Raw genomic sequence first — 24464 nt, 5'->3', positions numbered from 1 at the left:
CCAGGTAATTAGACTTTTTAAAGTAAGTCACTCCTACCGGGACGATGGCATCAGGCTACTCCGAAGATGCTGAAGGGAATGAAGACCGTACTGGACGGAAAGACACCGTTACCGAGAAACTGGACGGTAATGATCTACTTACTCGCCGTTCGATGCTCCGAACGACCGGGACGGCTGTGGCGGCAGCGGCGAGCGGCCTGGGGATAGCTTCGACCGGCACCGCGGCGGCCGAATCATCGGACCCCGATATCGACGTCACAATCGGGTTCGACGACTCGTCGTACGCCGATCGGTTCTCTCGACTGTCCACAACGGAAAACAACTCACTCGTCGAGTCGGATCGCGCGGACAGCGACGCGTCGCTGGCAGCACGGTTCGACAGCGGCGACCACTACGGAACCTCCATGCGCTATCGGTTCTACGAGGAGGGATACGAGGAGCCCGAGACGCTCCACTTCCGGTACTACGTCTACTTCCCGACCGACTTCGAGGTCGTCAGGAACGGCGGGAAGCTTCCCGGTCCCGCCGGGACGTACGATACCGCGGGATGGGGTGCCCGCGAGTCCGACGGAACGAACGGGTGGTCGGCACGCATGTCCTTCACCCCCGGCTCTGACTCCGACCACGTCCAGGTCGGATGGTACTGCTATCACGCCGATATGGGTTCTTGGGGTAGCAACTGGGACTGGTCGAACGACGATGCAGGGGACCTGTCGAAAGGCGAGTGGCACCGGATCACCGGCGAGGTGACCATGAACACCCCCGGCGAAAACGACGGCGTACTTCGAGGCTGGGCCAACGGTGATCTCGCGTTCGAGAAGACCGACATCCGGTTCCGAGACACGACCGACCTGAAGGTCCAGGGCTTCTGGTTTAACGCCTACTACGGCGGCTCCTGGTCGTCCCCGTCCGACAACGAGATTCGCTTCGATGACCTGCAGCTGGTGACCGACCCCGACGAGTTCGACTCCGACTCGGGGTCCAAAGAACACACTGAGCTAACGGGTGACGAGAATCTCCTCGCGTTCATCTCCGAGGAGGACAGCTCGGCGGTGACCTACGACTTCACCGCGGAGGGACCGATCGAGTTCACGACTGCGCCGTACGACACTCCCTCGGGACGACCGATCGAAGGGGGGACGTGGTCGGGCGTGGACTACGTCGAAGAGGACGGCGACCGCTGGACGGCAGGCGGCGGGACCGGCGAAGGGTACGGCGACGCCTTCCTGTTCGAGGGACCGATTCACGACGTCACGCTCGACGCTCCCGAGGACATGTGGATCGAGCTCGACGGCGAGGAGGTCACGCCCGAACAGCTCGTGGAACACACTCCCGAGAAACGCCTGGTTGCATTCATCTCCGAGGAAGACAGCTCGGCGGTGACCTACGACTTCACCGCGGAGGGACCGGTCGAGTTCACGACCGCGCCGTACGAAACCCCGTCGGGACGACCGATCGAGGGAGGGACGTGGTCGGGCGTGGACTACGTCGAAGAGGACGGCGACCGCTGGACGGCAGGCGGCGGGACCGGAGAAGGGTACGGCGACGCCTTCCTCGTCGAGGGACCGATCCACGAAGTCACGCTCGACGCCCCGGATGACATGTGGATCGAACTCGACGGCGAGGAGGTCACGCCCGAACAGCTCGTCGAACGCACCACCGAACAGCCCGTGGAACACACTCCCGAGAGCCGCCTGGTAGCGTTCATCTCCGAGGAAGACGGCTCGGCGGTGACCTACGACTTCACCGCGGAGGGGCCGGTCGAGTTCACGACCGCGCCGTACGAAACCCCGTCGGGACGACCGATCGAGGGAGGGACGTGGTCGGGCGTGGACTACGTCGAAGAGGACGGCGACCGCTGGACGGCAGGCGGCGGGACCGGAGAAGGGTACGGCGACGCCTTCCTCGTCGAGGGACCGATCCACGAGGTCACGCTCGACGTCCCGGATGACATGTGGATCGAACTCGACGGCGAGGAGGTCACGCCCGAACAGCTCGTGGAACACACCTCGGTGGACGGGAAAACGGGAGAGTAGGCGGACGAAGACGGGGGAGCGGGCGGACGAAGACGGGGGAGCGGGCGGACGAAGACGGGAGAGTAGGCGGACGAAGACGGGGAATCGGAGACGACGAGGGGACCGCCACGACGACGCTCGTTGACAGGACGGGATCCGACGAGTGTTCCACCTCCACCCCACGAACGTCACCGAAATCACGTCATCGGGATCGACGGTCACGGAACCGACGGGGACCAACTCACAGCCGTCACGATCAGACCTTGTATCCGAGGTCTCGGAGGTTCCGTTCGACGGCCTCGATATCGATCGACGTACGGCCCTCGTCAGGTTCCTCCGCGATGATTCGTCGACGGCGGTCGAACTCGAGGACGTGCCACGGTACGTCGACGAGTTCGCTCGTGTAGAGACCCTCCATGTGTCCGTAGAACCGGACGGGGAGCGGGCGCTCACGCTCGCCGAGGTGTTCCCCGTGGTCCGCCGAGATCACGGTTTTCCCGTCGATGGTGTCCGCGAGTCGCTCGACGGCATCGAGCGCGAGCTGGAGGTTCTCTCGGTATGCCCGGATCACGTCCCGTCGTGAGAGCCCGTTTCGCTCGACCGTCTCGGCAAGGGTCGACCCGAACGTGAGTTTCTCTCCCAGCGGTCCGAGGTACGGCTGGTGTGGCTGCATGTAATGGACGATATGGCGCTTGGTCGGGTACTCGTCGATCGCCTCGATCGCCCTGTCTGTGACCGTCTCGGGCTTGCTCGTCAGACCCTGTACCGCGTCGCGCTCGACGAGAACGAACTCGTGGACTTCCGCGTTGATCTCGTCTTGCAGCTTCGGAAACCACCCGTTAGCTGAGACGTACACTACGTCGTGGAGCCGTCTGTTCGCGAAGTTCCCCCGAACGAACTCGGCGCTCGTCGCTCCCCGGGAGGTCCGACGCCGTAGCGTACCCGAGAGCTCGGACTGTCGCTTGAATTCATCGAACCGGCACGCATCGAGGAGGACGAGCGTGTCCCAGTCCTCCGCGAAGACATCGACACCGTCAGTGTTGTACGCGGAGCCGCGGGTATGGTACCGCCGGTTCAGCTCCGTCAGTATCCGTCCCGGATTCCTGATCGCCCGTCGCAGTAGGGGTAGATGGCGCACGTGTGGCCGGATCCGGTCATTTTCGACTTTAGTATACGCGTGCTACCCTTGACCCAAAGGTGGCCGAGTATCAAGGCCAATACGGCGGTGTCTCGGTGCTCGGTACTCTCGAACTCCGATCGGCGTCCACACCGTTCGGCGGGCCTGACGGCCGGACGAGCGCTCATGGACGGAGTGGTATGGTCTCCTTTCGAGGAGCAGTGGCCGAAACGCAGCGGAACGGTGTGATTACTTTTGTCCCCTGCTCCCGGTCTGTGTTCCTCATGGAAAACCAACAAATCCTGATAACGGGAGGATCCGGATTCATCGGATCGAACCTCGCCAACGAACTGGCGGAGACGAACGATGTCGTCGTCGTCGACAACGGCTACCTCGGTACGACCGAGAACCTCACCGGCGACGTCGAGTTCCACGAGCGGAACGTCCTCGAGGATGACCTCCCGACGGAAGTAGACGTGGTCTACCACTTCGCGGCGCTGTCATCGTACGCTATGCACGAGCAGGACCCACAGGAGGGTACTCGAGTGAACGTCGAGGGGTTCGTGAACGTCGTCGAACAGGCCCGTCGAGACGGATGCGACACCGTCGTCTACGCTTCGACGTCATCGATCTATGGAAGCCGGACGGATCCCTCACCGGAAACCATGGACGTCGTCGCGAACACCGGATACGAGGCCTCAAAGCTCGCCCGCGAAAGCTATGGGGAGTACTTCTCGAACCACTACGACCTATCGATCGCGGGGATGCGCTTCTTTTCCGTTTACCAAGGTTACGGCGGCGCCGAGGAACACAAGGGCGAGTACGCCAACGTGATCGCACAGTTCGCTGACGACATCGCAGCGGGTCGATCGCCGAAAATCTACGGCGACGGAAGTCAAACCCGTGATTTCACCTACGTCGACGATATCGTCCGCGGCCTGGTGTTGGCCGCCGATCACGAGCTGGACGGGATCTACAACCTGGGGACCGGCGAGGCGTACGACTTCGATACCGTCGTGGAGATGATCAACGACGAGCTCGGGACCGACATCGAGCCCGAGTACGTCGAGAACCCGATTCCTGCGGACGTGTACGTCCACGACACGTGCGCGGACTCACGCAGGATCCGCACTGAGACCGGCTGGGAACCGGAGATCGACCTCGGTGAGGGTATCCAGCGAGTCTGTTCACAGTACGACGGACAGTGACTCGCGTCGGTTCTCAGGAACCGTGGACGTAGTAGACGTCGAACTCTCCGTTGTCGTAGACGTGATCGATCGCAGGGTCGCGCTCCAGCCGCTGGAAGTCTTCAGGGGTGAACCGCCAGAACGGCTCGTACTCTGGATACAGCTCCGGGAACTCCTCCCTTCCCAATTCGGTAAGGATCAGGTATCGGTCGTCGTCGTACGCGGCGGCTGCCGAGTCGTTCTCGTCGTAGCCGAAGTGATCGGGTGGTGCAGTCCCACTCTGACGGATGTTCCGTTCCCCGGTGAGAACGACGATGTTGTAGGCCTCATCTCGGGTGATCTCTTCGGCGATGACGCTGTAAAACCGGAACTGCTTGAACCCGATCTCGTCGGTGAGAAGCTCCCGGTCCCGATGCTCGTAGAACCAGTCGGACCCCTCTATCTCCATGCTCGTCACTTGGGCGTTGGAGTCCGTCGTTATCGGCGAGAGGTGGAGGCCAAACACGCTGAGTACGGCCAGCGAGAGGAGACAGATGACGACGATCGCGAACGCGAACCGCCGTAGTGCGGGACGGTCAATACGCTGGTCGACGAATGCGAGACCGACACCGATCAGGATCGGTGCGGTCAGGTACACCGGTCGGGCGAAGCGGTGGTACCTGAACACGAGATCAACGAAGAACGCGGCTGCCGCCACGGTGGTGAAGGTCACGAAGATGGCGGTAAAAGCGACAACGCGCGAATCGATCGGGTCTCCATCCCGTAGCGATCCCAGGAGGTACCAGCCCGTCAGGAACGTAGCGCCGCCACAGAGGAACCCGAGTAGTCCGAACCGCACGATGCCGATGGTGAGGACGTCCACGATGTCCGGTGAGTACGCCGCCGCCACGCCGGCGAGGTGATCGAACTGGCCGCCCTCGCTGCGGCCGAGGAGTGTGGCCAGGATGTTGAAGCCGGTCCTGGCCACCGACGAGAACGAACTGTACCACCAGAGGAACAGGACCGTCGCGAGCAGCAACGTAGGGGATCGGACCGGGCCCGGGACGTCCAACGAGAGCGACCCGACGCGGGTCGCACCGGAGTACACGACCCGCAGTGAAAGGAGGATGGATAACAGGTACAGGAAGGTGAGGGGGTGGAACGGTATCAACGTCAACGTGACCAACACGAAGATGGCCGCATAGGTCCGGAACCGCTCTGCGTCGTGGAGCCTGAAGAACAGGTAGACGACCAACGGGACGAGGAAGAAAGCCGCTGCGGAAGGAGCGGCGTAGATGTGGGCCGTTCCGAAAAGCAGGAGCACCCCGACAGAGAGCGCAAACAGAAACGAAGCAGGTGAGGGTGAGAGTCGGGCGAGCAAGTAGACGAACGAGGCCAGGTAGATCACGGAGAAGACGATCGGAAACAGGCTGATCGCGTCCTTGGGCGCCATCCCAGTGAGCTCGGCCACCATCGCGGCCTGGAAGTGTATGACCGGATACCAGTTCGTCTCCATGATCGTGCCCGTCGCGATGACGTGACGGACGTACCCGATGTGCGTGAGGACGTCGCCGCGACCGTACAGTGTATACCGGACGTGCGGGTGCGTGAGGAGCACGATGTTGACGATCCCGGCGAGTACGACGCCGAGCTTCCAGTACTCCGCTTCCGGATCGAACGCGTTACGGAGGATCAGTAGCTGTCCGAGCGCCAAAGCGGTGACGAGGCCGGCCCAGAAACGGAGGGGATACGCTTGGAAGAAGGAGATCTCGTACCCGGGTGCGGTCGGGTTCGCGGCGATCGTCACGACACAAAAGGCGACAAGGGCCAGACCGACGGCGAACGTCGCTCGTGCCCATTGCGGTAACTCCCGTCCGGTTCGCACGCGATACAATGACCCGGTCGCGGTCTTCATATTGTCTCGAACCCGGTCGCGATTTTCATACTGTCTCGACCTTCCGCTCGTATAGCGATTCGAGGAGGCGGTCGTAACCGGCGAGGAGTCGATCCCAGTCGAACGATTTCCCGGTTTTCGCCGCGTTCTCGCCTATCGACTGTCGGAGGTCAGCGTCCCCCGTGAGCCGTCGGATCGCCCGGGGAAACCCGGAGACCCTCTCGACCACGAGGGCGTCCCGCTCGTCCTCGATGGGGATGCCCTGGGTCCCGACGGGCGTCGTAACGATCGGCAATCCGGCCGCGAGGTAGTCCATCATCTTGAGCTTCGTGCCCGAGCCCATCGTCAGCGGACACAGTGCGACGTCCGCGGCCGAGAGTAGTCCGGGCAGGTCGGAGACGTATCCGGGGGTCTGGACGTTCTCTGGGGTCGAACCCGGTGGGTTCCGCCCGGCGAGGACGAACGTGACGTCGGGAAGCTTCGGTGCGATCTCCTCACAGATGTAGGTGGCGGCCTGTCCGTTCGGTTCGTAATCGTATGCGCCCACGAACAGGCAGACCGTCCCGTCCGTCGGCAGTCCGATCGTTTCGGCGACCCGTTCCGGATCGCCACCGTCGGCGATCCAGTCGTATTCGCAGCCGTTCGGAATCACGTCGACGACCGTGTCCTCGGGGAGATCGTAGTAGTTCACGTCGTCCTCGGACTGGAAGACGGCGGCGTCCGCGGCGTCGATGGCGGACTGTTCGAGGCGTCGGAGACGGTCGACCGCGCGTCGTCGGAGGAACCCGGGCACCCGTCGCGACCGTAGTTGCTGGTCCAACAGCTCGTACATCGAGTTGTGGAAGTTCACGAGAAGCTTCGCGTCGTTATGGTCCGCCAGCCGGCGGCTCGCACGAATCATCTGGGGGCTCTCGCAGACCACGAGGTCGAACGTCGTCGGGTGCTGCACGAGGGTGTCGACCGTCCACTCGGTCTGGTGCTCATCGAAACCGCTCCCGACGGCCAGCCAGGCGTTCCAGAGATAGATCCTGGTGGCTTTCGTCCGCAGGTACGGGTTGCCGATGTCGATCGCCCGGAGGCCGTTTTCGTACACGTAGTCGTTTACGCACGGATGTGCGAACCAGACCGTGCCGTTGTCGGTCAACCGGTCGGCGGTTTTCCAGGTACGGACCTCGCCACCATCGGACGGCGGGTACACCGACTCGCGATGGAGATGGAGTATGTCGAGGTTCATGGAGTCGGTGTAGGTGGTGAACGGCGTCGTTCGTCGGCGAGGACGGCGTCGATCGAGGCGAGCATCTCGGCCCCGATCCGCTCGGGTGCGTTCTCGTGTTCGACCCGTCGGCGGGCCTCGGTTCCGAGCCGCCGTCGGAGATCGGGCTCCGCGAGCAACCGCTGGACAGCGGCGACGATCGCCGCGTTCTCGTCGAGGTCGACGAGGAGTCCGGACCTCCCGTCATCGATCTGCTCGACCATCCCGTGAGCCTCGTTCGCGACGACCGGCAGCTCGGCAGCCTGGGCTTCGAGAACGGCGTTCGGGTACCCGTCGATGTGGGAGACGTACACGAAGACGTCAGCGACGTCGTAGAGGAGCTCGACGTCGTCGACGTATCCCGGGACGTGGATGCGATCGCGCGCTTCCGGGACGGTCTCGTTTATATAGGACCGTAACTCCTGGAGGTAAACACCGCCACCGGCGACGATGTATCCGACCCCCTCCGGGAGCACCGTCCCGATACCGTCGATGATCCGCTTGACGCCCTCGAACTTCCCTTCGTAATTCAGGTTCGTGACAGTTAGGAGGATCCGGTCGTGTTCGGACACGTCGATCGGGAGTTCCGCGTCGTTCGGTGGCGCCACGTCCGGTACCGGATTATGGACGACAGCGATACGCGACTCCGGACAGTTCGTCTCGGACCGGACGATGCGGCCGAGCTCCTCCGAAACGACGAGGAAGGCGTCCGCGCGCGAGTAGGTCAGACGAGTCGCCGTTCCAAGCAGCGAGTACAGGAGGGCAGCGACGTACCGATCACCGTCGCTGAACTCTTCGACTTTCTCGCGGTGCTGGCGGAACACGTCCCCGTTCACCCTGACTAGCACCGCTGCCGAGTAGTACCACCCGAAGAGTAACGAGACGATCCCGAGCACCCCCGTGCCGTTGTAGACGAGGACGACGTCAGGATCGTCCACGGGGTCGCGCAGTCCTCGCTGTATCTGTTCGAACACGCGGACAGGTAAGGACCGCTGGGCGTCGACGTCGACGATCGTCCCCTCGTAGCCGGCTGCCTCGAGAGGCTCGGTCAGCTCGCGTGGTCGAAGCGCCGTGAACCCGAGGATACGGTTCATGGACCGGTCACGATCGTCGGTTCGATCCCCGGACGGGACAGTCGCCGCCCGAGGGAAGATAATCGTACTCGTACCACCATCGGATCCAACGTCCGCGTTGTCACAATTAGTAATGATGTCCAAAACCCCCGTCAAGGCGCCTAGGCAAGATATAACTATCCGCTGATGACCTCTCCGAGGGACATATCGCTACTATGTCTACCGACGACATCACGTCCCGAGCGTTCGTACTCGGTCTCGACGGGGTCCCTTGGGAGTTCATCCGCGACCGTGCCGACCCAGACACGCTTCCGAACTTCGCCCGCCTGTTCGAGGAGGGGGCCACTGGTCCCCTCGAAAGCACGACGCCAGCGACGACGCCTCTGGCCTGGCCCTCCATTGCGACCGGGGTCCGGCCGGGGACACACGGCATATACGGATTCCAGAAGCTGATCGGGGAGTACCGACAGGAGATGTACACGAGCGGTGACCTCCGACAGTCGCCGCTCTGGGAGATCCTCTCTCCGGCGCTGGTCGGGAACGTCCCGATGACCTATCCCGCCACCCCGTTCGACGGGAAGATGATAACCGGGATGACGACTCCGGAACTCGACGAGAGATCGACCCACCCTCCCGAGTTACGGGAGGCGCTCCTTGACCGCGTTCCCGACTACCGGATCGGGCTCGACTGGAACGACTACACCGACTCCCCTGACGAGCTCGTGGCGGATCTCTCGGAGATGGTCGAGTGCCGTCGAGAGGCCATGCGACTCCTGATGGACGCCGGGCCGTGGCGGCTCTTCTTTTTCGTCTACACCGCCCCCGATCGCCTCCAGCACCTGATCTGGGACGATCAAACCCTGATCGAACACTACCGACAGCTCGATGAGATCCTGGGCGAGGTGATGGAGTACGTCGCCGAGAACGACGCGACGCTGTACGTCGTTTCCGACCACGGATTCGGACCGATATCGAAGTTCGTCTCGGTCAACCGCGCTCTCGAAGAGGGCGGACTTCTCGTACGGGCGGAGGGCGAGTCGGCATCCGACGGGCTGGGATTGGTACCGAACCGCACGACCGTGGAGCGACTGATCGAGGCCATCGGGATCGACGCCGACGACATCAGGTCTATCGTGCCGGAGGTGCTGTACCGGAAGATGACTTCGAGGCTGTCGGGAGAGAGTCTCCTCTACGACACCGACTTCAGTCGAACGCAGGCCTTCGTGTTCGGGCCGGGGAACGTCTACGTGAACGACACCGAGCGCTTCGAGGGTGGCTGTGTCGAACCGGAGAATCGGGACGAGATCACGGCCGCGGTTCGGAGCGTGCTCGAAGGACTCGAGGACCCGGAGACCGGTGTCTCGCCGGTGACGGTTCACGACGGTGATGAACTCTTCCCGACCGACGAGGCCGCGCCGGACTTGGTCGTCGACAAGGTGAACGGCTACGAGTGCAAGACCGGACTCGACGATCGCGTGTTCCGTGATCCGGGGAAGAACAAGGCCGGGAACCACCGATCGACCGGTCTGTTCGCCGCGTGGGGGGAACCCATCGAGGCCGGATCGACCGTCGAGGACGCCACCGTCTACGACGTGGCGCCGACACTCCTGCACGCGATGGGCGAGCCGATCCCGGCGGAGACGGATGGTCGGGTGCTCGTGGAAGTCCTCGAGGACGCAGTTTCCGATCGCGAACCCGCGCGGAGATCCTACGCGGTGGACGCCATCGGAAGCGACGGGGACGAGGACTATTCGGACGTGTACGAGCGCCTACAGGGTCTGGGCTACATGGAGTAGCGGGTCCCTCAGACCCGCCGTTGGACACCCAGTCCGATCGTCCGTCGAACGTCCCTGACGAACGGGCGAGGGTCATCACGTGTTAAATAGTCGAACCTCGGGTGCATCGCGATGGACGCAAGCACGGTCCCCGCCGAGCGGACCGCGTCCGGTCGCTCGGCGAGCGGAGAGTCGTGGGTGAGGAGGCTGTACAGGTACCCGACCTCGCCGCGAAGCAGGTGACCCGCAGCCCCCACGTCGTACGACTGGTCTTCGACCGGCTCTCCCGTCGACAGACGGTGGTACTGGTAGGGGAAGTCGACGCCGGCGGCGACGGAGAACGGCAGCGAGGACCAGAACCGTGGGTTGATCTCCATGAGCTTGAACTCGCCGTCGTGGCGCTTGAACTCGACCATCGCCAACCCGTGCCAGTCCAGCCGATCCAAGAGTCGGAGTCCCGCGTCTTCGAGGTCCGGGATGTCTACCGCCTCCCGGAACGCGCTCGGTCCCCCGGAGTACTTATACCCCCGGATCTGGCGGTGCTGGAACGTCGCGACGGGAGACCCGTGATCGAACAGCGCGAAGAACGCGTACTCGGCGGGATCGGACATGTACTCCTGGACCAGCGGTTCGTGACCCATCTCCTCGATGACTGTCTCGGCGTCCGGAGCCTCTCCCGGGGTGTGATATCTCACGGTTGGATACGAGGCGCCATCGTCATCGTCCGAGACGACGATCGTGTACCGGGACTTGATCACTGCCTCCCGATCCCAGTCGTCCCACTCGTTCAACAGTCGCGTCTCGGGGACCCCGACGCCGACCTCCCTAGCGACGTCGAAAAGTCGCTTCCGGTCCTGAACGGTCCGGAGCTGGTCGAAGTCCGGCCACGGAGTTCCGACGTGTTCCGCGAAAGCGTCCTTGTGCTTCGCGAGAAGGTATACGTCCGGCTCCCGAACGGGCACGATCGTCCGGACAGCGGGCCGATGGGCGAGGTCGAGCAAGAGGTCACCGTACCCCTCCAGGTCGTCGGCGGGATCCGGAGCGAGAACGGTCTCGTCACAGTAGCGCGATGCGAATCCCGGTGTGGTCTCGTCCTCCGAGACGACGATCGTCCGGACGTCGCGGGGCCCCAGCGATCGGAGACACGCGACGGTGCTTGGTGCTTCGATTCCCGGAACTACCACCGCGTCCGGGCGGCGTTTAGAACTCTCGACCATGGCGACGTCTTATCGAGACCCGTATTTAGTTACAGACCTCCGATCGCAGGTGTACCGACTCCTACGCGGTATCGTCGGGGTCGTCGAGCCAGACGTGGACGGCGCGGTAGGCGCTCTCGCGATCCGGATCGTCCGGGGGAGAACCTTCGTAAAGGAGGAACACCAGTCGCTCCCCCGTGCGGTCGTCGTCGGTCGGAACCGGATACTCCGTGCGCCACTCGTCGTCCCGTGGAAGGTCGATGTCGTACCGGTCGCGCTCTTCGGATCGGACCTCCGCGTCGCCATCGACCAACTGGTGGTGCACGATGAGCGTGTAGTTCATCGTCCGGTCCTCCCGATTCGTGACCCCGATCAGGATCTCTTCGGTCCCCTCCTCGTCTGATGGATACTCCGCCGCCACCGGTTCGCCTGTCTCGTTCGCGGAGAGGACGTACAGTTCGGTGTACGACTCCCGGTCGTCGACGGAGACCGCGATGAAGGCGCCCCCAGCGACTGCGACCACGACGCTGACAACGATCAGCGATGTGATCGCTCGGTCGATGGTGGATCGACGTACGAACAGTCCGCGGATCGGGGCCGAAGAGCGAATCACCTCCCGGCCGTCGAACCGCACGTCCGGATGGAGTCGGTAGCGTCGGACGGCCGCGACTACACACCCGATCAGCGTGATCGCGGTCAGAACCACACTCGTCGGTCCGGGCTCGATACCGATCCCCGTGAGATGTGAAGCGAACCCCGTGGCCGTCACGATGCCGACGCTCGCCCCGGTAGCAAGGACCAGCCGTTCGGTCAGCGCCATTCCTCCCTCGGAGGCAACGGTCGGCTCGTACCGGTCCCTCCCTGCGGAGCGTGATCGCTGGGGACGTCGGGGCTGGAGCGCCGAAATCAACGCGTACCCAGGAAGGAGAAACATGAACAGGAGCACCAATAGGAGGCTCACGGTGGGAAGGACGCCCGGATCGAGATGAAAGAGTGAGACGCCGGTTAGGGCGACGAGGACGACGACCCACAGGTCGAGCAGTCCCCAGAGCAGGTCCCTGGACGCGTTCTCGGAGGCACGTTCAGGTGACATAGCCTTCGAGTTCGGCCCGAAGTATAAAATAATGCGCCGGATTCCACGTATCGTGGTTACCTAACTCGACGCGGATCGCCCGTTCTCACGTCGTCTGGGGTCGGAGATTCCTCCGATCGTCCCGACGAGACCGGTTCCTGAGGAGAGAGCGGGTACGAGCGATCCGGACAGCGGAACGGACGTTGCGCTTTCGTTGATTCTCGCATAATTAGTTAAAATAACACTGAATAGATCCGTTCAAAATCGATTAGCCCGGCTCCGATCGAGAGCACGGCCCACACGACAACGCCCACAGCGACGACGCCAAACAGCGTCAGAAATCCAGTGATATAACCAAGCAGCAACGACACGACGAACGACATTACGCCCGCAATTACAAGCACACTTCCAATGTGTTTGAGAATAAACCTGACACGGAGATCGAACTCCGTGTGAATAATATACACGTTCGCCAAGGTGTACATGGAGTATGTAACGACGGTGGCGATTGCAGCCCCGACAACTCCTATCAACGGGATGAGAACGACGTTCAATACCACGTTTAGCACTGCCGAAACTCCTTTCACGATCGCTCGCTCTCGTGCACGACCAAGATAATCGAGACCGTTACTCGTGAGCTTGGTTACAGACTGCAGCACTGCATATATTGCCAGCACTTGGACAACCGGAATGGCACCGAAATATTCGGTCCCGAAAACCAGTTCGACCACCGGCTCCGCTACGAGGATCAGTCCAGCCGCCGCAGGAATATAGAACAGTAGGCCATGTGACAGCGCTTCTTCGTATATCCGTGCCGCTGTCTCGGGATTTCCCTTCGCTTGTTGGGCTTCGTACGTCGGCGAAAGCGTGAACCCGAGTGCAGACATCGGCGTTTCGATGAACTCGATGACCTGTTTCCCGATCGTGTAATACGCCACTGCAACCGGACCGATGAAAAAGCCGACCAGAATCGTATCGATTCGCTTATCCAGTACGTTTGCAGTGTTCGTCGCTGTCAATGGGACAGCGTACTCCGCGATACGTCGTTTCAGTCCCGGTTCGAACGCCTCCGTCGTGGAACGTGGGTAGTATCGTCGATACAGATAGGCCAGTCCAACGATCATCGCAAGCAGGTATGCGAGGATGTATCCGACGAGTGCACCGATCGCGCCGTAACCGAGCACGAGGAGTCCCAACGTAAGGATCAGCCGAGAGACGGTGTCGATAACGCGTAAGCCGGCCGTCGCTTTGATCGCCTCGAATCCTTGGAGTGTGACACGCACGAACGTCAGAACCGTTCCAAACGCGATGAAAAACACACCGATGAGGAGAAACGGAGCGAGATCCGGTTCACGGAGCAACTGGGCGATCCACTCGTACGTCACCAAAACCAGCGCACAGACCACCGTGATCGCCACGAGATTGAGCAGAAACCCGAACCGAAGAACGTGCCGGAGCTGACCGGGGTTAGTCTCCTTGTATTCGGCGATGTACCTGGCTGTGGATTTTGCGATCCCGAGCTTACTAAAGAGCATTATCGTACCGAACACGGAGATCGAGAGGAACAAGAGTCCGTATTCGTCGGGATCGAGGAGTCGAGCTAAGGCAACAGCAAGGATCGCCCCTGAGATGACGGAGACGACCCGACCGGCGAACGCAGCCTTGAACCGATCCCCGAGTGTAGATGCGAGACTCACTTCGATCGTGAGTCGTACGTCTCGGACTACTTTCTATCGGTTTCGAAACTATTTTGACTGATCCGTTGTGCTGGTTGACAACTCCTCGAAGGCGTAGATAGCCGACATCCGGTCTTTCGACCACTACCGAGAGCAAAGGGGTTCACACGCTCGTCAGCAGGTACCGCCTCGGAGAACTCCCCTCGAATTTACATAAATTATATTTTACTTACTGATTTCGACGGTGAGTGTAGACTTCATAACTATCCTAAAAGCGGTGGACGTGATGTGTACGGATCTGCCCGGATCGTATGACAAGACCACAAAACCCGATCATGATCGTCTTAGGCACGAGGCCTGAAATAATCAAGCTCTCGCCGGTCGTTCGCGAGTTCGAGGACCGTGACTGGCCGTACACGCTCGTTCATACCGGTCAACACTACTCCGATTCGCTGGACGGGGTCTTCTTCGATCAGCTCGCGATCTCGGAGCCTGATCACCATCTCGGTGTCGGTTCTCGTCCCCACGGTCACCAGACTGGGGAGATGATGATTCGACTCGAACCACTGGTACACTCGGTCGATCCCTCGTTTCTCCTCGTCCAGGGCGACACGAACTCCGCGCTCGCCGGATCACTGGTAGCGGCGAAGGCGGACGTCCCGCAGGGACACGTTGAGGCGGGGTTGCGCAGCGATGACCGCAGGATGCCGGAGGAGGTCAACCGGGTGCTCATCGATCACGCCGCGGAGGTGTTGTTCCCTCCTACTGATGAGGCGCGCGCGCGCCTAGCCCGGGAAGACCTCGACCAGCGGTGTTTCGTCACCGGGAACACTATCGTGGACGCGGTCCGCCAGAACGAGTTGGTGGCAGCGGAGAAGAGTGCGATGCTGGACGAGCTCGGACTCACACCCGGTGAATACGTTCTTTTCACCGCCCACCGGGAGGAGAACGTCGACGCCGCGGACAGGTTCGCGGATATCCTGACCGGGGTCGCGGAGTTCGCGGAGCGGACCGGTCTCGAATGTATCTATCCCGTCCACCCGCGTGCGAGAGAACAGCTCGTCTCGAAGAATCTCACGGTTCCCGACCCGGTCACGCTGGTTGATCCGCTCGACTACCTCGATTTTCTCGCACTCGAGAGCGACGCCGCGATCGTCTTCACCGACTCGGGCGGGGTCCAGGAGGAAACGTGTATCCTCCAGGTTCCATGTGTTACGGTCAGAGAGAACACTGAGAGACCCGAGTCGGTCGAGGTGGGGGCGAACGTGGTCGCTGGAACGTCCCCGGGGGGCATCGTGGCTGCCGGACGTGCACAGCTGGAGGCGACTCCGGAGTGGCCCTGTCCGTTCGGGGACGGAAACGCCGCCGAGCGGATCGTCGACGCGATAGCAGAGTACCTCCTCGAAGGTCCTCGACGGGAGGAATCCCCCCAGGAGAGGACCGTATGAGCGGCAAGACGGTCTGCGTCCACGGCCTCGGGTATATCGGACTCTCGACGGCGACGGTCCTCGCCCATAGCGACAACCAGGTGTACGGGTATGACACCGACGAGTCCCTGCTCCGCGAGCTCGAACACCGAACCGTCTCGCTTGATGAGCCGGGAATGGAACGGCTCGTCGTCGAAGCCATGGATGAGGGGACGTTGACGCCGGTCCGGGAGTGTCGAGCAGCCGACTATCACCTCCTGTGTGTGCCGACTCCGGTCGTGGACCGCAGGGCCGACCTCTCCGCGGTCACCGAGGCGGCAGAGACGGCCACGAGCAACCTCCGTCCCGGCGACGTGGTTGTCCTCGAATCGACGGTTCCGCCCGGAACGACCGTCAAGCGGGTCCTGCCACTGCTTGAGGCCGATGGACCGGATGAGTTCGGGCTCGTTTACGCGCCCGAAACCGTGTTGCCGGGAAGGATCCTGACGGAGGTACGGGAGAACGACCGGCTCGTCGGCGGCGTCGACGCTGCCGCAACGAAGGCCGGCGTCGACCTATACGAGTCGTTCGTGGAGGGTCGACTCCACACGACCGACGCGACGACCGCGGAGTTCGCCAAGCTGGCACAGAACACGTACCGCGACGTGAACATCGCGCTGGCCAACGAGTTCGCGAAGCTGACGCGGGAGCACGACGTCGACCCTCGCCGGGTCATCGAGCTGGGGAACACCAACCCCAGGGTCGACATCCACACGCCCGGACCGGGGCCGGGAGGCCACTGCGTGCCCGTCGACCCGTGGTTCCTCTGTGAAGGGACTTCCCGAGAAACGCTCATCGAGTACGCCCGGCAGCTGAACGACGAGATGGTTTCGTACGTTTGCGAGCTCGTCGGCGAACGGTTCGAGGAGCTGGCCGACCGTCGGATATCCGTCCTCGGCGCTGCGTACAAAGGGGGCGTCGCGGACGCGCGGAACAGTCCGGGGATCCGGCTTGCCGACGAGCTGCGGGATCGTTACGGCGCGAAGGTGCGCCTCCACGACCCGCACGTGAGCAGCCCGAACATGGACTGGACCATCGAGAACGGCTCGGTTCCGGAGTTCGTGGCGGGGTCGGACGCGATCGTCGTCACCACGGACCACGACGAGTATCGCGATCTCCATCCCGGACCGGTCCGGGAGGGTATGCGAACGCTGGTCGCGGTCGATACGAAGGACGTTCTCGACGCCTCGTCGTGGCGGGAGGTCGGGTTCGAAGTCGCGAGGATCTAACGATGAGCGATGACCGCCGCGTCTTGGTGATCTCACAGGCCTTCCCTCCCGAACAGGGTGGGAACGCGTCGCGGATCGGCGACACGACGCGACACCTGGATGACGAGGGGTGGGACGTGACGGTTCTGGCCCCCCACCTGTCGTACCCACACGGACAGTTCGACCGCGACTGGACGCGCAGCTCCGTCGACACCGACGACGGTGTGGCGGTCCACCGTCTCTGGACGTGGCAGCCGACCTCGGCGGATCCGTCGGCGCTCTCACGAGGTCTCTATTACCTGTTATTCGCCGTTCATGCCTCCCTGTGGGTCCTCCTGACTGATCGGCGGTACGACGTCGTGATCACGTCCACCCCACCCGTTTTCACGTCGATACCCGGGTGGGTCGCGCGCCGCCGCTGGCGCGTCTCGGGGGTGGTCGACATCCGGGACCTCTGGATCGAGGCTGCCATCGATCTCGAGCTCCTCTCGCCGGACGGCTTCGTCACGCGGGTAACCGAGCGCTTCCAGCACTGGGCGTTCACGGATGCCGATCGTCTGTTCGTCACGACGACGGTGATGCGTGACCGCATCCTCGATCGCTACCCGGTCGCGGAGGACGATGTCAGGATCGTCCCCAACGGGGTTGATCCCTCCTCGTTCGACCCGGATCGACGGCCCGGCAACGCGGTCGTCTACACCGGTAACCTCGGCCACGCGCAGGACCTCGAGCCGTGTATTCGAGCCATGTCCCACGTCAACTCCGGGCTCCAGCTCCGGATCGTCGGCGAAGGAGACGTGCGCCCCGAGCTCGAGGAGCTCGCCGAACGTGTCGGTGTCGATGACGTCGTCGAGTTCACCGGCCTCGTCGACCGGGAGGAAGTCTCCGAGCAGCTTGCCGACGCGATCGCGGGGCTCGCTCCCATCAAGCCGACGGAAAACCTCCAGTACGCGGTTCCAACGAAGGCCTACGAGTATCTGGCCTGTCGGGTCCCGGTCGTCGCCGTCGGAAACGGAGCGATCGAGTCGTTCTTGGAGCGGTCCGAGGGAGGCGTCCTCGTCGAGAGCGATCCGGTCGAGATAGCACGAACTCTCGACGAACTGGCGCAAACCCCCGAGCGACGATCCTCCCTTGCCAGGGCCGGCCACGAGTACGTCGCGGAGCGGTACGACCGCCGGGTGATCGCGGAGGCGGTGAGCGACGAGCTGTCCACGCTCATCGACCACCCCGAATCGACGAGCGAGATCACCGTTAGCACCTCATCTCATGAATAGTGTCGACCCCGATTCCAACTCCGGCTCCGGCCCCGATTCCAACTCCGGCTCCGGCCCCGACTCCAACTCCGACTCCGGCTCCAACTCCGGCTCCAACTCCAACTCCGGCTCCAACTCCAACTCCGGCTCCAACTCCGACGATGGCCTCGGAGAATCCGTTGAGGAGACGCCAGCGGTAGGGTTCGTCGCAACGACGAAAAACGCCGACGCCGTCGTCCGAGAGGTGGTTCGGGCGGTGCAGGACGACTACGATTGCTTGGTGGCGTATTCAGACCGAGAGGCGGACGAGGCCGTCTCGCTCGCGGAGGACCTCGGTGCGACCATCGTGGGGCCCTTGGACTCGGATCGGCACTCGCGACGGGAGGAACTGGTTGGCGCCGCACGCGCGCTGTCCCACCCCGGAATCGTCCTCGTTCCGCCCGAGACCTCCCCGATCGACTACAGGCGGAGCGCGGAGAAGCTCGCCGAGAGCGACGCGTTCTGCGTTGATTCGGTCCGGCGGTCGGGGAAGGGGCGGTCGTCCCCCAGAGTCGTAGCCATCCCCGCATACAACGAGGTCTCGACCATCGGCGACGTGGTCCGCGAAGCGACCCCTCACGTCGACGAGGTGCTGGTCGTCGACGACGGAAGCAACGACGGTACCGAGGTGGCGGCCCGTGAGGCCGGTGCGACGGTCGTCGAACACGGAACGAACCGTGGATACGGGAGCGCGCTACAATCATCCTTCGCGGAGGCGGCCGCTCGCGATGCAGCGGCCCTAGTGTGTCTCGATGCCGACGGACAACACGACCCCGCCGAGATCCCGACACTGCTTGAGCGTCTGGACGGCTCGGACGCGGAGCTCGTGATCGGAAACCGGTTCGAGGGAGGAACCGATATTCCGCAGTATCGACGGTTCGGGCTCTTCGTTATCAACGTGCTCACGAACCTGAGCATGGGCGTGGTTCGGCGTCGTTCGTGGATCGGGGACACCCAAAGCGGCTTTCGGGCCTACGGGCCGTCGGCGATCGAATCGGTCGCCGAGAGTAACGATATCTCCTATCACATGGGCGCTAGTACCGACCTTCTCCACCATGCACACCAGCACGACTATGGCATCGAGGAGGTAGCCGTGACCGTCGACTACGCGGTCGAGAACCCCAGCAGCCGCGACCCGGTCCGACACGGTCTGACGCTCGTCAGCAACATCCTCAGAACCGTCGAACGGGAACGCCCGATCACCATCATCGGTATCCCCGGGTTCATGCTGGCGTTGGTTGGGCTCGGACTGGGGTATTTCTCGATCGTGAACTATCTCTCGACGGCCACGTTTCCGGGAGGTATCGCCCTTCTGGCGGGCTTCTCCACGCTGATCGGCGTCCTCGCTTGTTTCACCGCGATAATCCTTCACTCGCTAACCGTCCACGTCTCCGAGCTCGGCTGATCCGGACTAGGGTGAAGGGACGCCGGCCGCCGGTCAGTCGTGTTCGGGCTGCTCCGCGTACCGGTCCTGTTTCGTCGTTCTCGATATATCCCCGCCCATCGTCTCGAGGGTCTCTTGAACCTCCGTTCGATCCGGATGTGGAGGTCGCTCGTCGGCGTGCCCCCGACCAGCCACGCGACGCCGACGGTCGCGATGAAGCGGAGGACCGTTCGACCCCCTCGTTTGTCCCTAGCCGTGATCCGGCTCATGTGACGGACGGGTCGGACTCGTTTGGCGACGATTCGGTACCGGTGTACAGGCCGATGGACCAGTGGTACTTCCCGAAGGAACCCAGCCTGAAGTTGACGTTCCCGTCGACCGCACACACCCATTCCTCTCCGGTGTACCAGGCATCGACGTGATGCATCCGACCCGAGTTCCATCCGAACCGTTCCTCGGTCGGCTCGAGAAGGGGCGAGTCCTCGAGTTCGACGTCGTCGTATTCGGACCGGGAGAGTCGTCGGATCCGGAAGGCGCGGACTCGCTTTCCGTACTGGGACGTACAATCCTGGACGAACAGCTCAACGTGGTCGCGACGGACGAGTGGCCTACCGGCCGGCCGGGCTCCTCTCGGTCGGTCAGTCACGACCGGATTCTCCGGGTGTGGCTCCCAGCGGTCGCGTTCGAGTTCGTCGGCGTGGAAGACGGTCATATCGGAGCCGTCACCGGCGACCCCCCACCATCGGTCCCGCCATCGAAACGCGACGAAGTCGTGAAGGGGGCGGTCGGGGGCAACGAGTCGGGCGACCCGGGTCCACTCCTCCGGAAAGGAGTCCGCCCGGTAGAGGTCGATCGGAGCTATGCCCTCGCGGTCCCACTTATCGGGGATCATGTAGTACTCGCCCGCATACCGGAAGACGTATGGAAAGGAGAGATGGTCCGATTCCTCAAGCACGATTCCGTCGTACGACCAGGTGCATCCCTCATCCGTGCTCGTCGCGTGACCGATGGCAGCGGTCGGCGTGCGGTTCCGGTTGAACACCTCGAAGAACATGTGCAGGGTACCGCCTGGATCGCCCATTAGGAACGGGTCAGCGACGAAGTGAGCGTTCCCGAAGTCGGTCACGTCGTCGACCGTTAGGACGGGATTACCCGTGTTTTCCCGCGGACGAACTCCCGTCAGTTCCGAGGAGGTCTCGTCGTACGGGTACGACGGAACCGTCGGTCGGTCGAACGGGACCGACCAACCGGAACCGGAGTCGCCGTGACTCCTCGATCGGTTGCACGGTGCGCGGTCGCTCTCCGTTTGTTCGTCCCGTGAGTGGTCGATTTCCGACGGCGTGTTCGAGACGGGTCTTCGATGCAACCGCTCGCCGAACCGCCACAACGTGTCCGTCGCCCATTCGTCAAGGGATGATCGATATTCTTCGAGCATAGAATTGAACAGTTGGTTTTCCCCCGGTTTCTCGTCGCTTTTGCCAAGTGGGGGACGGGTTAAGAGTATAGAGTGGTTATCAGGACCGGCAGGTCGTCTGGTTCCCTGCGGTACGGACCGAAGGCGGACATCCCTGTTCCCGTTCTACGGGAAGCTCCGGGGAGTGATCCCGGAGCAGTTTACAGAGATACGAGGAGGAAGCCCACGGCTTTGTCGTGGGAGGAATCCGACTCGGCGGCATCACGGGCGACTCGTTCGGCCTCTCGGTGATACCCGAACTGATCGAACGGGTGTGTTCGCCATCGTCGTACCGGCGCTCCGTGTCCCGCACTCGTACCGGCCCGATTTCGGTGGGTCTACTCGTCTCCGTTTTCGTCCCCGCCCTCACTACTGTCGGTGTCGCCGTCGGCATCGCTGCCGTTTTCTGGATCCTGATTCGCCTCGAGTCCCGCCCACTCGACGCGGCCTGTATCGAGGATCGATTCGGGTTCCAGGTTCGGATCGGTCAACACCACTCGCGAGAAACCGACCGGGCCAGTTCGCGGCGGTGGTAGATCCTCGGCCGCCGACGTCTCGAAGGCCGTCTCGGACTTCGTGCCGACGACGACGCGCATCGCCATGCCGAACCCTTCGTGTGGAGCACACTCGAGGTCGTATACGCCGGGCGTCTCGAACGCGTAGAGCCACGTGCTCGGTGTCGGAGCGCTCATCGCGTCCGCGTCGTCGCCATCGCCGTTCTCGGCCGCCTCGTCACCACCGTGCTCGGCGGGAGGCATGTCGATGTCGTCGGGCAACGATCGCGGATCCCACCCCAGGATCGGGGACGAGAACGGGTCGACGCCCGGCGGCACCCGCCGCTGCATGCCGAACGCGGGGTGGTACGACGTCACCGTGTGGTCGGGCGTCTCGAAGACGAACTTGATCACGTCTCCCGGTTCGACGTGGAGCCCGGTCGGCTGGAAGAAGAAGTCCGCCGGTCGCTCCGGACTCGTGGACTCCCTGATGAGCGTTCGTACGACGTGAACGGTCCCGGTCCCCTCCATCGAGGGGTCCCCTTCGTCATCGGGGTACTCGCCGTCGTCGGACGTCTCGTCCTCCTCGTGTCCCTCGGCGCTGGCCACTCCACCGAACATTCCGGCTGCGGCACCGACCCCGAGGACCTTCATCACGTCGCGTCTGTACGATCCGGTCGCCGTCGAACGTTGTCCGTCTCTCATACGAGATCCCCGTCGACGCCGTCGAATATTGTAATGCTCCACGTGCCGATCGACGGCCGTCCGTACCGATCGATAACGGGACGCTTTCGGCGAGAACAGTGTTCGCCCGAAATAGGGGGTCGTCACCCGGTACAGTGACCGTATCGACCGCTACTTCCATCACGTCGACACTGTACGGCCGCTCGTCGGCCCGACCGCCGATACCGTCATCGCGGTCGTCGCCGTCACTCGCCAAGTCGTGCGTCGTGGCCGGTTCCGTCGGTCGCCTCGGAACGGAGGCGAGGACCGCTACCGTCCTCGAAGTTTCCCGAGAACCGCGTCCGGGAGGTGTTCGGGGCCAAGCTCGACCTCGTTGGGATCGGCATCGGTGTCGAACTCGGCCGGCTCGGCGGGCGGACCGCCGCGGTCTTCGGGCGCTGCGTGCGCGAAAATGCTCTCTCGGTGGGGATAAAGCCAGACGTGCATCATCCACGGTGTTCGGCACGGGAACTCCGCCCTTCCGTGGTACGCCTTCCGATACTTCCACCACGAGTACCGACCGGGGAACCCGACGTGTGCGTGCCACGGCGTACACGCACCGCCGTCGCCGTCGTCCACGTAGCTCGACGGCGGCGGGTCCACGGGCTCGCCGTCGTCGGTGGCGACGAACATCACGCCGATCGGTCGCCACCACGTGTGGTCGACGAGCACCGACTCGGGGCGTTCGGGATCCAGTACCGAGTCGTCGCGGATGAACTCCGGATTGATCCAGTGGGACCAATTCCCTTCGGCGAAGAAATCGAAGTAGGGAACGAACCCCGCATCGATCAGCGCCCCGACGGTCGGAAACTGCTCCTCGACGGCCGCCCGTACGTCCGCCTGTAGCGCCTGGGTCGCCGGATGGTCGTCGGAACACACCGCGTGCATCGAGTCGTCGTAGTGGACCATCCCCGGTTCGAGGGTCGGCTTCGGACAGCGCCCCCCGCCGCCGTCGTCGCCATCGTCGCGGTCCGAACCGTGGGCTGTGACCGAAGTCGATCCCAGTCCGAGGAGACCGAGTGCGCCGCCGGATCCACACAGGAGACGGCGTCGGGAGATACCGAACTCGTCCGATTGATTGAATTTGGACATACGTAGTTCCTTGCTGGCGAATCGGACCATGGAAACCGCACGCAAAAGTATAAACTCCGTAGCAGTCACGCGTGATGGTCCCATCGATTTTGGATCGGCTTACCACGGAACTATCGATGCGGTTCCACCCCATAGTAATACCATTCCCCACCGATATCCACCGTTCACTGTCTCAGAGATCCGCCAGATCCCACCCGACGAACTCCGCTTCGAGGTCGACCGACAGCGCCTGTAGCAATCGGGCGAGACCGAGGTAACACCCCGTGAGCATTCCGATCCCGAGTATCGTCTCCTCGTCGTAGTAGTCGGCCAGCGACTCGTGTGTGGCGTCGTCGACCGTTCCGTTGACGAACGCTTCGGCGTACTCGACGAGTACCGCGTACTCCGGCGCGAGCCGATCCGTCTCCCCGTTCGATATCGCGACGATATGCTCCGTGGACATTCCCTCGTCGAGTGCGACGCGGACGTGTTGTTGCCACTCGTACTCCGTTCCGGCGTGGACCGCCGTCGCCAGAATGACCGTCTCCCGCTGATGCGGGGAGAGCCCGCCGTCCGCCCAGACCGAGGTACCGTACTCCCGGAACGCCTCGAGGAGCGCGACGTTCCGACCCATCGTCCGATACACGTTCAGGGTGCCTCCTTCGAGCGAGTGGCTGCGTTCACCGTCGTGGTCGTCGACGTCGTCTCTCCCGTCGTGGTCGTCGTCCTCCGAGAGCGTGTCGAGAAGCGGACGTTTCTCGGGCGGTAGATCCTCCGGATCGGCGTACTCGATTCGCGCCATGGTCGGTGGTCACAGCCGATTCCAATAAGTGCCGCCGGCCGTGGACCGTCGGCGATGACGCACGTTCCTCGGTCACGCTCGCCGTTGTTTGAGCCGGACTCACAACCCTTATCCACCACACGATCGTTCGGAAACACGCAATGGCAGAAGGCGAAGTTGACTTCTTCAACGACACTGGCGGCTACGGTTTCATTTCGACTGACGACGCGGACGATGACGTGTTCTTCCACATGGAAGACGTCGGCGGTCCGGACCTCGAAGAGGGTCAGGAACTCGAATTCGATATCGAGTCCTCGCCCAAGGGCCCGCGGGCGACCAACGTCGTTCGACATTGA

Annotated in this window: 19 protein-coding genes; 8 read left to right on the top strand and 11 right to left on the bottom strand. The window is 62.9% G+C overall.

All coding sequences use genetic code 11. The annotated features are described in order from the left end of the window. Window positions 1-152: 152 nt before the first annotated feature. The gene (locus ACNSN7_RS02710; RefSeq protein WP_418280467.1) at window positions 153-2036 is read left to right on the top strand and encodes a polysaccharide lyase; all 1884 of its coding nucleotides are present in this window, start codon (window positions 153-155) and stop codon (window positions 2034-2036) included. A gap of 235 nt (window positions 2037-2271) precedes the next feature. Here ACNSN7_RS02710 and ACNSN7_RS02705 read toward each other — a convergent pair whose 3' ends face one another. Further along, the gene (locus ACNSN7_RS02705) at window positions 2272-3153 is read right to left on the bottom strand and encodes an alkaline phosphatase family protein (RefSeq protein WP_418280465.1); all 882 of its coding nucleotides are present in this window, start codon (window positions 3151-3153) and stop codon (window positions 2272-2274) included. A gap of 263 nt (window positions 3154-3416) precedes the next feature. On the opposite strand from ACNSN7_RS02705, the gene ACNSN7_RS02700 reads away from it, so the two are divergent. Beyond that, window positions 3417-4340 carry an NAD-dependent epimerase/dehydratase family protein gene (locus ACNSN7_RS02700; protein WP_418280464.1) on the top strand — a complete coding sequence of 308 codons (924 nt, stop codon included), beginning with the start codon at window positions 3417-3419 and terminating at the stop codon, window positions 4338-4340. Between the two features lie 13 nt (window positions 4341-4353). On the opposite strand, the gene ACNSN7_RS02695 is transcribed toward ACNSN7_RS02700, so the two are convergent. Genes ACNSN7_RS02695 through ACNSN7_RS02685 form a run of 3 tightly spaced genes read right to left on the bottom strand, consistent with a single transcriptional unit; the run spans window position 4354 to window position 8538 of the window. Continuing rightward, window positions 4354-6213 (bottom strand): hypothetical protein, encoded by a 1860-nt coding sequence (locus tag ACNSN7_RS02695; protein ID WP_418280462.1) that lies wholly within the window; start codon window positions 6211-6213, stop codon window positions 4354-4356. Window positions 6214-6238: 25 nt separating this feature from the next. Continuing rightward, a complete protein-coding gene (locus ACNSN7_RS02690) occupies window positions 6239-7426 on the bottom strand; it encodes a glycosyltransferase family 4 protein (protein WP_418280460.1) in 1188 nt (395 codons plus the stop codon). After that, on the bottom strand, window positions 7423-8538 hold the full coding sequence (locus ACNSN7_RS02685; protein WP_418280458.1) for a glycosyltransferase family 4 protein: 1116 nt from the start codon (window positions 8536-8538) through the stop codon (window positions 7423-7425). The genes ACNSN7_RS02690 and ACNSN7_RS02685 overlap by 4 nt, the downstream gene beginning before the upstream one ends. A gap of 194 nt (window positions 8539-8732) precedes the next feature. Between ACNSN7_RS02685 and ACNSN7_RS02680 the strand changes: the two genes are divergently transcribed. After that, a complete protein-coding gene (locus ACNSN7_RS02680) occupies window positions 8733-10313 on the top strand; it encodes an alkaline phosphatase family protein (RefSeq protein WP_418280456.1) in 1581 nt (526 codons plus the stop codon). A gap of 8 nt (window positions 10314-10321) precedes the next feature. Here ACNSN7_RS02680 and ACNSN7_RS02675 read toward each other — a convergent pair whose 3' ends face one another. The 3 genes from ACNSN7_RS02675 to ACNSN7_RS02665 all read right to left on the bottom strand — a co-directional run bounded on the left by ACNSN7_RS02675 (window position 10322) and on the right by ACNSN7_RS02665 (window position 14257). Then, window positions 10322-11509, bottom strand: coding sequence for a carboxylate--amine ligase (locus tag ACNSN7_RS02675; RefSeq protein ID WP_418280455.1), 1188 nt, complete (start codon window positions 11507-11509; stop codon window positions 10322-10324). Window positions 11510-11570: 61 nt separating this feature from the next. Continuing rightward, window positions 11571-12581, bottom strand: a complete 1011-nt coding sequence (locus ACNSN7_RS02670; RefSeq protein WP_418280454.1) for a DUF1616 domain-containing protein — start codon at window positions 12579-12581, stop codon at window positions 11571-11573. A gap of 212 nt (window positions 12582-12793) precedes the next feature. Next, window positions 12794-14257 carry a flippase gene (locus ACNSN7_RS02665; RefSeq protein WP_418280452.1) on the bottom strand — a complete coding sequence of 488 codons (1464 nt, stop codon included), beginning with the start codon at window positions 14255-14257 and terminating at the stop codon, window positions 12794-12796. A 290-nt stretch (window positions 14258-14547) separates the two neighbouring features. On the opposite strand from ACNSN7_RS02665, the gene wecB reads away from it, so the two are divergent. From wecB to ACNSN7_RS02645, 4 genes are read left to right on the top strand one after another with little or no spacing between them, the layout of a single operon-like run. Next, a complete protein-coding gene (wecB, locus tag ACNSN7_RS02660; protein ID WP_418280451.1) occupies window positions 14548-15684 on the top strand; it encodes a non-hydrolyzing UDP-N-acetylglucosamine 2-epimerase in 1137 nt (378 codons plus the stop codon). Further along, window positions 15681-16931: a nucleotide sugar dehydrogenase gene (locus tag ACNSN7_RS02655; protein WP_418280449.1), complete on the top strand. Its 1251-nt coding sequence runs from the start codon at window positions 15681-15683 to the stop codon at window positions 16929-16931. The genes wecB and ACNSN7_RS02655 overlap by 4 nt, the downstream gene beginning before the upstream one ends. A 2-nt stretch (window positions 16932-16933) precedes the next feature. Next, window positions 16934-18184: a glycosyltransferase family 4 protein gene (locus tag ACNSN7_RS02650; RefSeq protein ID WP_418280448.1), complete on the top strand. Its 1251-nt coding sequence runs from the start codon at window positions 16934-16936 to the stop codon at window positions 18182-18184. Further along, window positions 18177-19607 (top strand): glycosyltransferase family 2 protein, encoded by a 1431-nt coding sequence (locus ACNSN7_RS02645; RefSeq protein ID WP_418280446.1) that lies wholly within the window; start codon window positions 18177-18179, stop codon window positions 19605-19607. The genes ACNSN7_RS02650 and ACNSN7_RS02645 overlap by 8 nt, the downstream gene beginning before the upstream one ends. Window positions 19608-19851: 244 nt before the next feature. On the opposite strand, the gene ACNSN7_RS02640 is transcribed toward ACNSN7_RS02645, so the two are convergent. From ACNSN7_RS02640 to ACNSN7_RS02625, 4 genes are all read right to left on the bottom strand, one after another. Beyond that, window positions 19852-21021, bottom strand: a complete 1170-nt coding sequence (locus ACNSN7_RS02640; RefSeq protein ID WP_418280445.1) for a glucosamine inositolphosphorylceramide transferase family protein — start codon at window positions 21019-21021, stop codon at window positions 19852-19854. Between the two features lie 356 nt (window positions 21022-21377). Further along, window positions 21378-22238 (bottom strand): plastocyanin/azurin family copper-binding protein, encoded by an 861-nt coding sequence (locus ACNSN7_RS02635; protein ID WP_418280443.1) that lies wholly within the window; start codon window positions 22236-22238, stop codon window positions 21378-21380. 288 nt (window positions 22239-22526) lie between these two features. Further along, window positions 22527-23348 (bottom strand): hypothetical protein, encoded by an 822-nt coding sequence (locus tag ACNSN7_RS02630; RefSeq protein WP_418280442.1) that lies wholly within the window; start codon window positions 23346-23348, stop codon window positions 22527-22529. 172 nt (window positions 23349-23520) lie between these two features. Next, on the bottom strand, window positions 23521-24129 hold the full coding sequence (locus tag ACNSN7_RS02625) for a carboxymuconolactone decarboxylase family protein (protein WP_418280441.1): 609 nt from the start codon (window positions 24127-24129) through the stop codon (window positions 23521-23523). Between the two features lie 140 nt (window positions 24130-24269). Here ACNSN7_RS02625 and ACNSN7_RS02620 point away from each other — a divergent pair, with 140 nt between their 5' ends. Continuing rightward, entirely contained in the window at window positions 24270-24464 is a 195-nt protein-coding gene (locus ACNSN7_RS02620) for a cold-shock protein (RefSeq protein WP_418280440.1), read from the top strand.

The organism is Halorubrum rarum, assembly GCF_048380895.1.
GTDB lineage: Archaea > Halobacteriota > Halobacteria > Halobacteriales > Haloferacaceae > Halorubrum.
The sequence above is the reverse complement of the archived record's forward strand: the minus strand, read 5'-3'. Positions and strand labels throughout refer to the sequence as shown.

What these genes read in the sequence shown, in the direction of transcription:
- ACNSN7_RS02640 (WP_418280445.1), bottom strand. Translation starts at nt 21,021, where the DNA reads ATGCTCGAAGAATATCGATCATCCCTTGACGAATGGGCGACGGACACG.
- ACNSN7_RS02680 (WP_418280456.1), top strand. Translation starts at nt 8,733, where the DNA reads ATGTCTACCGACGACATCACGTCCCGAGCGTTCGTACTCGGTCTCGAC.
- ACNSN7_RS02650 (WP_418280448.1), top strand. Translation starts at nt 16,934, where the DNA reads ATGAGCGATGACCGCCGCGTCTTGGTGATCTCACAGGCCTTCCCTCCC.
- ACNSN7_RS02645 (WP_418280446.1), top strand. Translation starts at nt 18,177, where the DNA reads ATGAATAGTGTCGACCCCGATTCCAACTCCGGCTCCGGCCCCGATTCC.
- ACNSN7_RS02690 (WP_418280460.1), bottom strand. Translation starts at nt 7,426, where the DNA reads ATGAACCTCGACATACTCCATCTCCATCGCGAGTCGGTGTACCCGCCG.
- ACNSN7_RS02700 (WP_418280464.1), top strand. Translation starts at nt 3,417, where the DNA reads ATGGAAAACCAACAAATCCTGATAACGGGAGGATCCGGATTCATCGGA.
- ACNSN7_RS02635 (WP_418280443.1), bottom strand. Translation starts at nt 22,238, where the DNA reads ATGAGAGACGGACAACGTTCGACGGCGACCGGATCGTACAGACGCGAC.
- ACNSN7_RS02655 (WP_418280449.1), top strand. Translation starts at nt 15,681, where the DNA reads ATGAGCGGCAAGACGGTCTGCGTCCACGGCCTCGGGTATATCGGACTC.
- ACNSN7_RS02630 (WP_418280442.1), bottom strand. Translation starts at nt 23,348, where the DNA reads ATGTCCAAATTCAATCAATCGGACGAGTTCGGTATCTCCCGACGCCGT.
- wecB (WP_418280451.1), top strand. Translation starts at nt 14,548, where the DNA reads ATGACAAGACCACAAAACCCGATCATGATCGTCTTAGGCACGAGGCCT.
- ACNSN7_RS02670 (WP_418280454.1), bottom strand. Translation starts at nt 12,581, where the DNA reads ATGTCACCTGAACGTGCCTCCGAGAACGCGTCCAGGGACCTGCTCTGG.
- ACNSN7_RS02625 (WP_418280441.1), bottom strand. Translation starts at nt 24,129, where the DNA reads ATGGCGCGAATCGAGTACGCCGATCCGGAGGATCTACCGCCCGAGAAA.
- ACNSN7_RS02675 (WP_418280455.1), bottom strand. Translation starts at nt 11,509, where the DNA reads ATGGTCGAGAGTTCTAAACGCCGCCCGGACGCGGTGGTAGTTCCGGGA.
- ACNSN7_RS02620 (WP_418280440.1), top strand. Translation starts at nt 24,270, where the DNA reads ATGGCAGAAGGCGAAGTTGACTTCTTCAACGACACTGGCGGCTACGGT.
- ACNSN7_RS02710 (WP_418280467.1), top strand. Translation starts at nt 153, where the DNA reads ATGCTCCGAACGACCGGGACGGCTGTGGCGGCAGCGGCGAGCGGCCTG.
- ACNSN7_RS02695 (WP_418280462.1), bottom strand. Translation starts at nt 6,213, where the DNA reads ATGAAGACCGCGACCGGGTCATTGTATCGCGTGCGAACCGGACGGGAG.
- ACNSN7_RS02685 (WP_418280458.1), bottom strand. Translation starts at nt 8,538, where the DNA reads ATGAACCGTATCCTCGGGTTCACGGCGCTTCGACCACGCGAGCTGACC.